The 11,683-nt window shown below is 71.3% G+C and carries 10 protein-coding genes; 8 read left to right on the top strand and 2 right to left on the bottom strand.

The features are described 5' to 3' along the window. Positions 1 to 26 precede the first annotated feature (26 nt). From ABZ911_RS14125 to ABZ911_RS14110, 4 genes are read left to right on the top strand one after another with little or no spacing between them, the layout of a single operon-like run. Positions 27 to 1,196 (top strand): MFS transporter, encoded by a 1,170-nt coding sequence (locus ABZ911_RS14125; RefSeq protein WP_358054955.1) that lies wholly within the window; start codon positions 27 to 29, stop codon positions 1,194 to 1,196. Between the two features lie 59 nt (positions 1,197 to 1,255). After that, complete coding sequence (locus ABZ911_RS14120; RefSeq protein WP_358054953.1) at positions 1,256 to 2,944, top strand: ABC transporter ATP-binding protein; 1,689 nt, start codon at positions 1,256 to 1,258, stop codon at positions 2,942 to 2,944. Further along, positions 2,944 to 4,692 (top strand): ABC transporter ATP-binding protein, encoded by a 1,749-nt coding sequence (locus ABZ911_RS14115; protein ID WP_358054951.1) that lies wholly within the window; start codon positions 2,944 to 2,946, stop codon positions 4,690 to 4,692. Before ABZ911_RS14120 ends, ABZ911_RS14115 begins: the two co-directional genes overlap by 1 nt. Positions 4,693 to 4,744: 52 nt before the next feature. Further along, entirely contained in the window at positions 4,745 to 6,211 is a 1,467-nt protein-coding gene (locus ABZ911_RS14110) for an ATP-binding protein (RefSeq protein ID WP_358054950.1), read from the top strand. Here ABZ911_RS14110 and ABZ911_RS14105 read toward each other — a convergent pair. Further along, complete coding sequence (locus tag ABZ911_RS14105; protein ID WP_358054949.1) at positions 6,208 to 8,274, bottom strand: prolyl oligopeptidase family serine peptidase; 2,067 nt, start codon at positions 8,272 to 8,274, stop codon at positions 6,208 to 6,210. The genes ABZ911_RS14110 and ABZ911_RS14105 overlap by 4 nt on opposite strands. A gap of 45 nt (positions 8,275 to 8,319) precedes the next feature. On the opposite strand from ABZ911_RS14105, the gene mshB reads away from it, so the two are divergent. From mshB to ABZ911_RS14090, 3 genes are read left to right on the top strand one after another with little or no spacing between them, the layout of a single operon-like run. Then, entirely contained in the window at positions 8,320 to 9,225 is a 906-nt protein-coding gene (gene mshB / locus ABZ911_RS14100; protein WP_358054948.1) for an N-acetyl-1-D-myo-inositol-2-amino-2-deoxy-alpha-D-glucopyranoside deacetylase, read from the top strand. An 11-nt stretch (positions 9,226 to 9,236) separates the two neighbouring features. After that, complete coding sequence (locus ABZ911_RS14095; RefSeq protein ID WP_358054947.1) at positions 9,237 to 9,650, top strand: DUF6113 family protein; 414 nt, start codon at positions 9,237 to 9,239, stop codon at positions 9,648 to 9,650. Positions 9,651 to 9,667: 17 nt separating this feature from the next. Continuing rightward, positions 9,668 to 10,174 (top strand): flavin reductase family protein, encoded by a 507-nt coding sequence (locus ABZ911_RS14090; RefSeq protein WP_358054946.1) that lies wholly within the window; start codon positions 9,668 to 9,670, stop codon positions 10,172 to 10,174. 6 nt (positions 10,175 to 10,180) lie between these two features. Here the strand turns inward: ABZ911_RS14090 and ABZ911_RS14085 are convergent, their stop codons facing one another. Continuing rightward, positions 10,181 to 11,158, bottom strand: coding sequence for a hypothetical protein (locus ABZ911_RS14085; RefSeq protein ID WP_358054945.1), 978 nt, complete (start codon positions 11,156 to 11,158; stop codon positions 10,181 to 10,183). 75 nt (positions 11,159 to 11,233) lie between these two features. On the opposite strand from ABZ911_RS14085, the gene ABZ911_RS14080 reads away from it, so the two are divergent. Continuing rightward, positions 11,234 to 11,683, top strand: a complete 450-nt coding sequence (locus ABZ911_RS14080; protein ID WP_358054944.1) for a hypothetical protein — start codon at positions 11,234 to 11,236, stop codon at positions 11,681 to 11,683.

Here is an 11,683-nt window from a genome sequence, read left to right as displayed (position 1 = left end):
GTCACGAATCTGGTACACAGGGTGGCATGTCGGATCTCCGTCACGGTCAGGTACGCAACCTGGTCCTCGCCACGGTCGTGTTCACCCTGACGTTCTGGGCGTGGAACCTGATCGGTCCCCTGTCGGGGAGCTACAGCAGGCTGCTCGGCCTGTCCCCGACGCAGACCTCGATGCTGGTCGCGATCCCCGTGCTGGTCGGGTCGCTGGGCAGGATCCCGGTGGGCGTGCTCACCGACAGGCTCGGCGGGCGGGTGATGTTCCCCGTCATCTGCTTCCTCAGCATCATCCCCGTGCTGCTGGTGGGCTGGGCGGACTCCTACGGTGCGCTGCTGCTGTGGGGGTTCCTGCTGGGTGTCGCCGGCACCTCGTTCGCGGTCGGCATCCCGTTCGTCAACGCCTGGTACGCCCCGGAGCGCAGGGGTTTCGCCACCGGCGTGTTCGGCGCGGGCATGGGCGGCACCGCGCTGTCCGCCTTCTTCACCCCGCGCCTGGTCGAGTGGATCGGCCGGGGCGCCACGCATGTGCTGATGGCCGTCATGCTGGCCGTCCTGGGCGTGGTCGTGCTGCTGCTCTGCCGCGACTCGCCCGCCTGGCAGCCCTCCGTCGCGCCCGCCCTGCCGAGGATGCGCGAGGCCACCAGGATCACGGCCACCTGGCAGTGCGCCTTCCTGTACGCGGTGTGCTTCGGCGGGTTCGTCGCCTTCTCCACCTACCTGCCGACGCTGCTGCAGAACGTCTACGCCTTCGTCCAGACCGAGGCGGGCCTGCGCACCGCCGGGTTCTCCATCGCGGCCGTCGTCGCGAGGCCGGTGGGCGGCATCCTGTCCGACCGGGTCGGGGCCGTGCGGGTGCTGCTCGCCTCGCTCGCGGGGACGGCCGTCATGGCGCTCGTGCTGAGCTTCAAGCCGCCGCTGGAGTTCGCGGCCGGACTCAGCTTCGTGCTGATGGCCGCCTTCCTCGGACTCGGCGCCGGCGGCGTGTTCGCACTGGTCGCCAAGCTCGTCGAACCGTCCAGGGTGGGGACCGTCACCGGCCTGGTCGGCGCCGCCGGCGGGCTCGGCGGCTACTTCCCGCCGGTGGTCATGGGCGCTATCTACACCGTCACCTCCGCGTACACCATCGGCTACCTGTTGCTCGCCGCCACGGCACTGGCGGCACTCATCTACACCGGGTCCGCGTTCCGTGACAGAGTGTAAAACACCTGGTCGAAAATGATTTGCCTGGTCAGCGGGTTCTTTGCCAGCCTTGAACGGCTATGCGCTCCTTGCCTCAGGCCGATCCCGGCACCCCTGACATCCGCAGCCCGCTTCGGTACCTGTGGTGGAACGCCCGCATGCAGTCGAGACCACTGCTGACGGGCATCGGCTTCGCGATCCTGTGGTGGCTCGGCCAGGCGCTCGTCCCCGCCGTCCTCGGCAAGGGCATCGACGCCGTCACCGCCAAGGACTCCGGCGCGCTGATCACCTGGTCGGCCGTGCTGTTAGCGCTGGGCCTCCTGCAGGCCTTCGCGGGCATCATGCGCCACCGGATGGCCGTCTACAACTGGCTGGCCGCCGCCTACCGCACCGTCCAGCTCACCACCAGGCACGCCACCCGCCTCGGCGCCACGCTGCCCAAGCGCCTGTCGACCGGCGAGGTGGTCAGCGTCGGCAACTCCGACATCGCGCACATCGGCAGCGCCATGGACATCCTGCTGCGCGGCACCGGCTCCATCGTCGCGATCGTCACGGTGACCGTGATCCTGCTCTCCACCTCGCTGCCGCTCGGCCTGATCGTGCTGTTCGGCGTTCCGCTCATGGCCGCCGCCGTCAGCCCGCTGCTCAAGCCGCTGCACCGCCGCCAGCACGCGCAGCGCGACCTGTCCGGCGAACTGTCCACCAGGGCCGCCGACATCGTGGCCGGCCTGCGGGTGCTCCGCGGCGTCGGCGGCGAACAGGTCTTCGCCCAGCGCTACCGCGAGGAGTCCCAGCGGGTACGGCACGCCGGCGTCCGCGTCGCGGGCGTCGAGTCGCTGCTGGAAGGCGCCCAGATCCTGCTGCCCGGCGTGCTCATCGCGATCGTCACCGGCCTCGGCGCCTCCTTCGCCGTCGCCGAGGAGATCACCGTGGGACAGCTCGTCGCCATCTACGGCTACGCCGTCTTCCTGATCGGCCCCATGCGCACCCTCACCGAGGCCGCCGACAAGCTCACCAAGGGCCACGTCGCCGCCCGCCGGGTGACCCGCATCCTGTCGATCGAGCCCGAGGTCTCCGGCGGCACCGGCCAGAGCCACGGCGGCGACCTGTGCGACGAGGCGAGCGGCGTCACCGTCAGGGCCGGCGTGCTCACCGCCATCGCGGCGGCCAGCCCCGAGGACGCCATCGAGATCGCCGACCGGCTCGGCCGCTACAGCGAGGGCGAGGTCACCTTCGGCGGCACGCCGCTGGCCGACCTGCCCGTCGCCGAGGTCCGCTCGCGCATCCTGGTCGCCGACAACCACGCCCGCCTGTTCACCGGCACCCTCCGCGCCGAACTGGACGTCCGCGGCGGCGCCACCGACGAGGACGTGCGGCAGGCGCTGCACGCCGCCTGCGCCGACGACATCGTCGAAGCACTGCCCGACGGGCTGGACGCCTACGTGGCCGAGGCCGGCCGCGAGTTCTCCGGCGGCCAGCAGCAGCGCCTGCGGCTGGCCCGCGCGCTGATCGCCGACCCGGAGGTGCTCATCCTGGTCGAGCCGACCAGCGCCGTCGACGCGCACAGCGAGGCGCGCATCGCCGAACGCCTGGCCAAGGCCAGAGCCGGCAAGACCACGCTGGTCTGCACGACCAGCCCGCTGGTGCTCGACCGCACCGACCACGTGATCTACATCGAGGACGGAACCGTGTCCGCCGAAGGCGCCCACCGCGAGCTGCTCGCGACCGCCCCGGCCTACCGCGCCACCGTGACGAGGGGGGAGGACTGATGGCCAGGGAGATCCTGCCGGTCGCCGACCAGGCGCAGGTGCGCGCCTACGCCAGGCGGCTCACGCTGAAGTACCCGCGCCAGCTGACCGTCGCCCTGCTCCTGCACGGGCTCGCCGCGGTGGCCGGACTGGCCGTGCCGTGGCAGCTCGGCCGGCTCGTCCAGAACGTCCAGGACGGCGAGCCCGTCACCCCGGTCCTGGTCGCCCTCGGCATCGGCGGCTTCCTGGTCGGGCAGGCCGCGCTGGTCCGCTTCGCCGTGCTGGCCTCCTCCCGGCTGGGCGAGAAGGTCCTCGCCGAGCTGCGCGAGGAGTTCGTGGACCGGGTGCTCGGGCTGCCCCTCTCGACCGTCGAGCGGGCCGGTTCCGGAGACCTGATCACCAGGACCTCGCGGGATGTGGACTCGCTGTCCAGGACGGTGCGCCACGCCGTGCCAGAGACGCTGATCGCGATCGTCACCTGTGTGATCACGATCGGGGCGCTGCTGCTGGTCAGCCCGCTGCTCATGCTGCCGATGCTGCTCGCCGTACCGGTGATCTGGGTGGCCACGCGGTGGTATCTGAACCGGGCCAGGGACGGCTACCTGCGGGAGAACGCCGCCTACGCGGACATGACCGAGGGACTGGCCGAGACCGTCGAGGGCGCCAGGGCCGTCGAGGCGCTGAACCTGCAGCGGCGGCGGCGCGACCGTACCGACGACGACATCCGCAGGTCCTGGGGCGCCGAGCGCTACACCCTCGGCCTGCGCACGCGCTGGTTCCCCGCGGTGGAGCTCGGCTACGTGATCCCGATCGTGGCGACGCTGCTGGTCGGCGGGCTGTTCTACACCAACGGCTGGGTGACGCTCGCCCAGGTCACCGCCGCCACCCTGTACGCCCAGCAGCTCATCGACCCGCTCGACCGCTTCCTCATGTGGATCGACGAGCTGCAGGTCGGCGGCGCGGCCATGTCGCGCCTGCTCGGCGTGGCCAACGTGCCCGACGACCGGGTCGCCGGAGCGGTCCGCCCCGCCGGTGAGGAACTCGCCGCCACGGACGTCCGCTACGCCTACCGGGAGGGCCACGACGTGCTGCACGGCGTGAACCTGACCGTGGCGCCCGGCGAACGGCTGGCCATGGTCGGCCCCTCGGGCGCGGGCAAGTCGACGCTCGGGCGGCTGCTGGCGGGCATCCACGGCCCGCGCGCCGGTTCGGTCACCGTCGGCGGCACGCCGCTGGTCGACCTGCCGCTGGACGACCTGCGCGGCCACGTCGCCCTGGTCACCCAGGAGCACCACGTCTTCCGCGGCACCCTGCGCGACAACGTGCTGATCGCCCGGCCGGACTCCACCGACGACCAGGTCACCGCCGCACTGCGCGCCGTCGACGCGCTGGAGTGGGTCGAGGCGCTGCCGGACGGCCTGGACACCGAGGTCGGCTCGGGCGGCACGGCCATCTCACCCGCCCACGCCCAGCAACTCGCCCTGGCCAGGCTCGTCCTCGCCGACCCGCACACGCTGGTGCTGGACGAGGCCACCTCGCTGATCGACCCGCGCGCCGCCCGCAACCTGGAGCGCTCCCTGGCCGCGGTCCTCGACGGCCGCACCGTCATCGCCATCGCCCACCGCCTCTACACTGCCCACGACGCGGACCGGGTGGCGGTCGTGGAGGACGGCCGCATCAGCGAACTCGGCTCCCACGACGAACTGGTGGCGGCGGGCGGCTCGTACGCGGCCCTGTGGTCGAGTTGGCACGGCACGCCACCTCGCTGAGGCAATGATAGGTGGACCTATAATAGGTCCACCTATCATTGCCGGAGGTCTGGTGGACAAGCCCGTCGAGATGTTCGCCCGCGACTACGAGTGGGCAGAGCTGACCAGGTTCGTGCGCTATCCCGGGCCGGAGGCGACACTCGGTGTGGTGTCCGGACGGCGGCGTCAAGGCAAGACCTTTCTCATGGACGCGATCTGCAGGGCCGCAGGGGGTTTCTACTTCGCCGCGATCGAGGCTACCGAGGCCGAATCCCTCCACCAGTTCGGCACGGCGCTCGCCCATTACCTCGGTGAGCCCGCGCCACGGAGGTTCTCTCGCTGGGACGAGGCCGTCGATGTGCTCATGACGGTCGCCTCCGGTCCCACCCCGGTGGTGATCGACGAGTTCCCCTACCTCGTCAAAGCCTCACCGCAGCTTCCCTCGCTGATCCAGCGGGCGCTCGGCCCCCAGGGGCAGCGGGCGGGCAGCCCGGTGCGGTTGTTGCTGTGCGGCTCCGCTCTGTCGTTCATGGGGTCGCTGCTCGCGGGTACGGCTCCGCTGCGCGGCAGGGCCAGTCTGGAGCTGGTCGTCCCGACCCTCGACTTCAGACTGGCCGGGGAGTTCTGGGAACTGGCCGACCACGCTCTGGCGCTGCGGGTCAACGCCGTGGTGGGCGGAACCCCGGCGTACCGGCGCGAGTTCACCCTGGGAGATGCGCCGCAGGACATGGACGACTTCGGCCCATGGGTGATTCGCAACGTGCTGAATCCGGGACGCCCGCTCTTCCGCGAGGCCCGTTTCCTGCTCGCCGAGGAGCCCGAACTACGCGACACCGCCCTCTACCACGGCGTGCTGTCGGCGATCGCGCTCGGAAACCACACGCGCGGCGGGATCGCCGGATACCTCGGTCGCAAGTCCACCGACCTCGGGCACGTGCTGACGGTCCTGGAGGACGTCGGCATGGTCGCCCGTGAGCAGGACGCCTTCCACGGCAAGCGTTCCGCCTACCGCATCACCGAACCCATCCTGAGCTTCTACCACGCGATCATGCGTCCGGAGTGGACGGACCTGGAGCGGCCCGGGTACGCGGCCCAGGTGTGGGAGCGCTCGCAGGGGACCTTCCGGAGCAAGGTGCTCGGACCCCACTTCGAGCACCTGGCCCGCACCTGGGCGCGCTGGTACGCCGACGAGCGGACCCTTGGCGGGCTGCGCACCCGGGTCGGGGCGGGCGTGCTGCCCGATCAGGCGAACCAGACCGGTCACGAGCTCGACGTCGTCGTCTTCGGGCGGGATGACAACGGCAAGGAGGTCATCCTCGCGATCGGTGAGGCCAAGTGCGGTGACGTCGTCGGTCGCGGGCACCTGGAGCGGCTGGAGAGGCTTCGCGACCTGCTGGCGAGCCGCGACGACCGGGCCCGGGGAAGCGTACGGCTCCTCCTGTTCAGCGCCTGCGGGTTCATGCCGCAGGTGGTGGAGGCGGCGAGGAGCCGTACGGACCTGGAGTTGGTCGATCTGGGGCGTCTCTACCAGGGGTCCTAGACGTCCAGGGACTTCTTGAGGAAGTCGACCTGCAGGAGGAGCAGGTTTTCCGCGACGACCTCCTGGGGGGTCATGTGGGTGACGCCGGACAGGGGGAGGACGCTGTGCTGGCGGCCTGAGGCCAGCAGGGCCGAGGACAGGCGGAGGGTGTGGGCGGCGACCACGTTGTCGTCGGCGAGGCCGTGGATGAGCAGGAGCGGGCGGTCCAGCTTGGCCGCGTCGGCGAACAGCGAGGAGCGGTCGTAGACGTCCGGCTGCTCGTCGGGGTGGCCCAGGTAGCGCTCGGTGTAGCAGGTGTCGTACAGGCGCCAGTCGGTGACCGGGGCGCCCGCGATGGCCGCGTGGAAGACGTCGGGGCGGCGCAGGACGGCCAGCGCGGCCAGGTAGCCGCCGAACGACCAGCCCCTGATCCCCACCTTCGACAGGTCCAGCGAGTCGGGGTACTGCTGCGCCACGCCCTGCAGGGCGTCGATCTGGTCCTCCAGGACGGGGGTGGCCAGGTCGTTCAGCACGGCGCGCTCGAAGGCGGGGCCGCGTCCGGGAGTGCCCCGGCCGTCGGCGACGACGACGGCGAAGCCCTGCTCGGCGAACCACTGGCTGGTGAGGTAGCCGCCGTGGCGGGCCAGCACCAGCTGGGCGTGCGGGCCACCGTACGGGTCCATCAGGACCGGGAGCTTGCGCGAGCCCTGCTCGTACCAGGAGGGGAACACGACGGCGGTGGCCAGCTCGCGGGTGCCCGAGCGGCCCAGGGAGACGCGCAGGTCGAGGCCGGGGCGCTCGGCGAGCGAGGGGATCGGGATGGTCATACCGCTCGGCATGACGACGGTGGTGGAGACGCCCTCGTTGTCCAGGGTCTGCTCGGTCAGCACGCCGACGCCGCCGGACAGCCGCCCGGAGTAGACGCCCGAGCGGGTGGAGACGGGCATCAGCGAGGTGCCGTCCCAGGTCCAGAGCTGGATCTCGGTCGGGTCGCCGCTGGCCCTGAACAGCACGGTGTCGCGGTCGATGTCCAGCACGTCGCGCACCTGCAGGGTGGGCGGGGTGACCGCGCGCTCGCCGACGAACAGGCGGCGACCGCCGTCGGCGTCGGCGACCCAGACCAGCGACCCGTCGTCGAGGTGGCCCGGCACACCGGACACGATCTCCACCCACGCCGGGTCGGTGTCCTCACGGACCAGCGCCGACTCGCCGGTGGCCGGATCGACGGTGAACAGGCGCAGCGCCTTCTGGTCACGCGGCATGGTCACGATCGACAGCGCGTGCGAGTCCCACGCGGCGGTGGTCAGATACTCGTCCTCGTACGGCACCGCCACCCGCGAGCCGTCCAGCCCGAGCACGAACAGCTCGGTCGTGGCGTTGGGCGTCCCCGCCGAGGGATACCGCTGCTCGGCCGCGGCACGGCCCGGGTTGGCCGGGTCCGCGATGTACCAGGTCTGCACCGGAGCCTCGTCGGCCCGCTCCACCAGCAGCGCGTCACCCTCCGGCGACCACCAGTGGCCGCGGTGCCGGTCCATCTCCTCGGCCGCGATGAACTCGGCCAGACCGTAGGTCACGGTCGGGCTCTCGGGTACGGCCAGCGCCCGGTCGACGCCGGTGGCCACCTCCTGGACGCGCAGCTCACCCGAGGTGACATAGGCGACATGCCGCCCGTCGGGTGACAGCCGCGGGTCGATGACCGTGCCGGGGGTCTCCAGCCGGCGCGTCTCGCCCGTGGCCAGCTCGGTGACGTACAGGCCGCCGGACAGCGCGAAGGCCGCCCTGGCGGCGGCCGTGTCGGTGGAGTAGGCGACCACGCCCCCGGCCTGCTCGCGGCTGCGCTCGCGCCGGGCGCGCTCCTCGGGCGGCAGGTTCTCCTCGTCGGCGTCGAGCGCGCGCGGGTCCACGACCAGGCGCTCGACGTGGTCGGCGGTGGAGAGCTCCCACAGGCAGGTGACGGGGTCGGTGCCCGAGCGCGTGCGCAGGAAGACGACCCGGTCGCCGTCGGGGGCGATGGTGAATCCTCTCGGCACTCCGAGGGTGAACCGGCGGGTCCTGGCGTGCAGACGCGGGAAGCTCTCACTCATGGCCTCAATCCTGCCAGCCCGAGGGGGTGCCCTACGCTCTGAGCCATGAACGACCGACGCCTGCTGCTCGTGCACGCCCACCCGGACGACGAGTCGATCGGCACCGGGGCCACGATGGCGAAGTACGCCGCCGAGGGAGCCCAGGTCACGCTGGTCACCTGCACGCTCGGCGAGGAGGGCGAGGTCATCCCCGAGCACCTCGCGTACCTGGCCGCCGACCGTGACGACACGCTGGGGCCGTACCGGGTCGGGGAGTTGGCCGCGGCCTGCGCGGCGCTCGGTGTCGAGGATCACCGGTTCCTCGGCGGGGCGGGCCGGTGGCGGGACTCGGGGATGATGGGCGTCGCCTCCAACCACCGGCCGGGCGCGTTCTGGCAGGCCGATCCGGACGAGGCCGCCGGGCAGTTGGTGGAGGTCATCCGGGAGGTCCGGCCGCAGGTCCTGGTCACCTACGACGACAACGGCTTCTACGGGCACCCCGACCACATCCAGGCCCACCGGATCGCGGTGCGCGCCGCCGAGCTGGCCGCCGACCCGGCCTTCGGCGCGGGGGAGCCGTGGGCGGTCGTGAAGCTGTACTACACGGCGTTGCCCAGGTCGGTGATGCACCGGACGGCCGAGGCGATCCGCGCCGCCGATGTCGCCTTCGTCGCCGAGAGCGTCGAGGACATGCCGTTCGGCTGCGCGGACGAGGTCGTCACGACGGAGATCGACGCCCGGCCGTACGTGGGCGAGAAGCTCGACGCGATGCGGGCGCACGCCACCCAGATCTCGGTGCGGGCCCCCTGGTTCGCGCTGTCCAACAACATCGGGCAGGAGGCGCTCGGCGTCGAGCACTTCATCCTGTACGCCGGTGCGCGCGGTCCGGCAGGGCCGGGGGCGCCGGTCGAGGCGGGCGGGCTCGGCGAGCCGCACACCCGCGAGAACGACCTGTTCGCGGGCATCCACTAGCCTCGTCCGACATGGAGCAACGCAGCCAGGCCGAGTCGGCCCTGGCCGGGGCGGCGTACGGCATGCTGTTCGTGCTGGGCGTGGTCCTGGGTGTGGTGGGTGGGTTCACCCAGTCGTGGTATCTCGGCGACTCGATCCCCGCGGCGGCCGTGGGGTGGGTGATCGGGCTGCTGGTGATCTGCCTGCTGGTGGGCCGGATGATGCGCGGCAAGCTCGCCGCCCTGATGGTGGCGGCCGGGTGGCTGCTGGTCTCGATGCTGTTCTCGGTCAAGCTGTCCGCCGGTGACCTGGTCATCTCGGGCGACCTGGCGGGCTACATCTACCTGTACGGGGGCATGGCCGCCGTGGTGATCGGGGTGCTGCTGTCACCCTCGTCGGGCAAGTCGTGGTTGTTGAGGGGGCACTACGGACCTCCCCTGAAATAGCGGCATAAAGTGGCTGCGTGCACCAAGGTCCCCCCAACGGCTCCCTGGACGTCGATCCGGGTGTCTACCGCAAGGTCGTCGGCCGGTTCCCCACCGGCGTCACGATCGTCACCACCAGGCTCGGCGGGATCGACCACGCGATGACCGTGAACTCCTTCACCTCCGTCTCGCTCGATCCGCTGCTCGTGCTGTTCTGCGCGGAGAAACGGGCGCGCTTCCACGACGCGGTGATCGAGGCCGGGGTGTGGGGGGTGTCGGTGCTGGCGGCGTCGATGGAGGAGGCCTCGCGGGCCTTCGCGCATCGGGGGCGTTCGCTGGAGGGGCACCTGGACGGGTGGGCGCACCACCGGGGGCAGGGAGAGGTGGCGCTGTTCGACCATGCGATCGCCACGTTGCAGTGCCGTACCTCGGCGGTGCACGAAGGGGGTGACCACTCGATCGTGGTCGGCGAGGTCGTGGCGCTGGACACCCCGGCGGAAGCGGCCCCCCTGGTGTACCACGAGGGCCGCTACCGGCTGCTCTGACCGGGCCTACTGGACCGGCGGGGCCTGCGGCGTGGTCACGGGGACCGCCGCGGGGTCGGGGGCCAGCGGGTCGGTCGTGTTCTCGGAGTCGCCGGTCGGCTCGCCGGTCGGCTCGCCCGTGGGGTCGTCCGTGGGGTCATCGGTCGGCGTCGGGCACGGGGGAATCGTGGCCGTGCCGTCCTGAGGGGGCGTGTCCGTGACCGAGGGTTCGGTGGTGGGCGGCTCCGTGGTGGGTGCCGCAGTGGTGGGCGGCGCGGTCGTCGGAGGCTCCGTGGTGGGCGGCGCGGTTGTCGGGGGCTCGGGCTCCGTGGTGGGTGGTGTCGTGAGTTCCTCGGGTGTGGTCGGCGCGGCGCTGCAGGTGACCGTGACCGGTGGAGGCGTGGGTCCGGCGACCGTCTGGGTGACCATCTGGGTCACCGTGGCCGTCTGGGTCACGGTGGAGGCGTTCCCGGTGACCGTCACGGTGCTCGTGACCGTCGAGGCCGGGGCCGCCGTCTGGGTGACCGTCGGGCCCGTGGTCACCGTCGTGGTCGCCTTCGGGGTGGTCGTCGTGGTCACCGTCCTGGTCGGCCAGGGCAGCACCTTCAGCGTGACCGACGGCTTGCCCTTGGTCTTGTAGGTGCCCTTGCCGAGCTTCTTGGACGCCTTGCCCGCGCCCGTCGTCACCGGTAGCTCGGCGCCGGCCGTACGGCACGACTTGCCCTTGCACACCCGCTGCTTCACGGTGAACCTGGCGGCTCCGCCGTACTTGACTGAGACGTCGAGGTAGGAGACGCCCTTCTTGTTGACCACTTTGGCGGTCGCGGTGTACTTCGGCTTGGTCTTGGGCGTGGGGGTCGCGGTCGGGGTGGCGCTCGGCGCGGGTAGGTGGAGGAACACGTCCGGCTGGGGGTCGCTGCCTGCCGAGGTCTGGGTGAGGGCGAGGCCACCGGCGGTGGCCAGACCCATGGTGCAGATCAGGGCGGCGAGAATGATGAATCGCATGATCCTGCTCTTGGGGGAGATTTCAGGACGGGGATCATTATTCCGGGATGTCAAGATTGGTCAATAATCTGACGTATGGAATGGCGGTACCGGATCCGGCGGGCGGTCAACTTCGTCAACCTCTCCACCCTCCTCGGCTTACTGCTCTCGGTCGTCGGCCGGACCTCCCGCGTGCCCGGCCCGCACGGCCTGGTCCTCGCCCACGGCTACCGCTACGAGTTCCCCGTCGCGGGCGCCTTCACCGTCGGCAACGTGGTGCTGACCAAGCACGCCGACGAATACCTCACCGAAGCGCTGCTGAAGCACGAGGGCCGGCACGCCACCCAGTGGGCCTGGTGCGCCGGACTGCCGATGCTCCCCCTCTACCTGCTCAGCCTCGGCGTGTCCTGGCTGGTCAGCGGCGACCAGGCGAGCTACAACGCCTTCGAGCGCCTGGCCGGCCTGGAAGATGGGGGATATCCACGCAAGCCACCACGGTGGAGGAGGAATAGTTCCGCCCCAGAGGGGATCATCAAGGGTGAGTGA

The sequence above is a fragment of the Nonomuraea sp. NPDC046570 genome (assembly GCF_040645915.1).
Classification (GTDB): domain Bacteria; phylum Actinomycetota; class Actinomycetes; order Streptosporangiales; family Streptosporangiaceae; genus Nonomuraea.
Note: the sequence above shows the minus strand (reverse complement) of the source record. Positions and strands in the feature narration are given on the sequence as shown.

What these genes read in the sequence shown, in the direction of transcription:
- ABZ911_RS14095 (WP_358054947.1), top strand. Translation starts at nt 9,237, where the DNA reads ATGGAGCAACGCAGCCAGGCCGAGTCGGCCCTGGCCGGGGCGGCGTAC.
- mshB (WP_358054948.1), top strand. Translation starts at nt 8,320, where the DNA reads ATGAACGACCGACGCCTGCTGCTCGTGCACGCCCACCCGGACGACGAG.
- ABZ911_RS14120 (WP_358054953.1), top strand. Translation starts at nt 1,256, where the DNA reads ATGCGCTCCTTGCCTCAGGCCGATCCCGGCACCCCTGACATCCGCAGC.
- ABZ911_RS14105 (WP_358054949.1), bottom strand. Translation starts at nt 8,274, where the DNA reads ATGAGTGAGAGCTTCCCGCGTCTGCACGCCAGGACCCGCCGGTTCACC.
- ABZ911_RS14125 (WP_358054955.1), top strand. Translation starts at nt 27, where the DNA reads ATGTCGGATCTCCGTCACGGTCAGGTACGCAACCTGGTCCTCGCCACG.
- ABZ911_RS14115 (WP_358054951.1), top strand. Translation starts at nt 2,944, where the DNA reads ATGGCCAGGGAGATCCTGCCGGTCGCCGACCAGGCGCAGGTGCGCGCC.
- ABZ911_RS14085 (WP_358054945.1), bottom strand. Translation starts at nt 11,158, where the DNA reads ATGCGATTCATCATTCTCGCCGCCCTGATCTGCACCATGGGTCTGGCC.
- ABZ911_RS14080 (WP_358054944.1), top strand. Translation starts at nt 11,234, where the DNA reads ATGGAATGGCGGTACCGGATCCGGCGGGCGGTCAACTTCGTCAACCTC.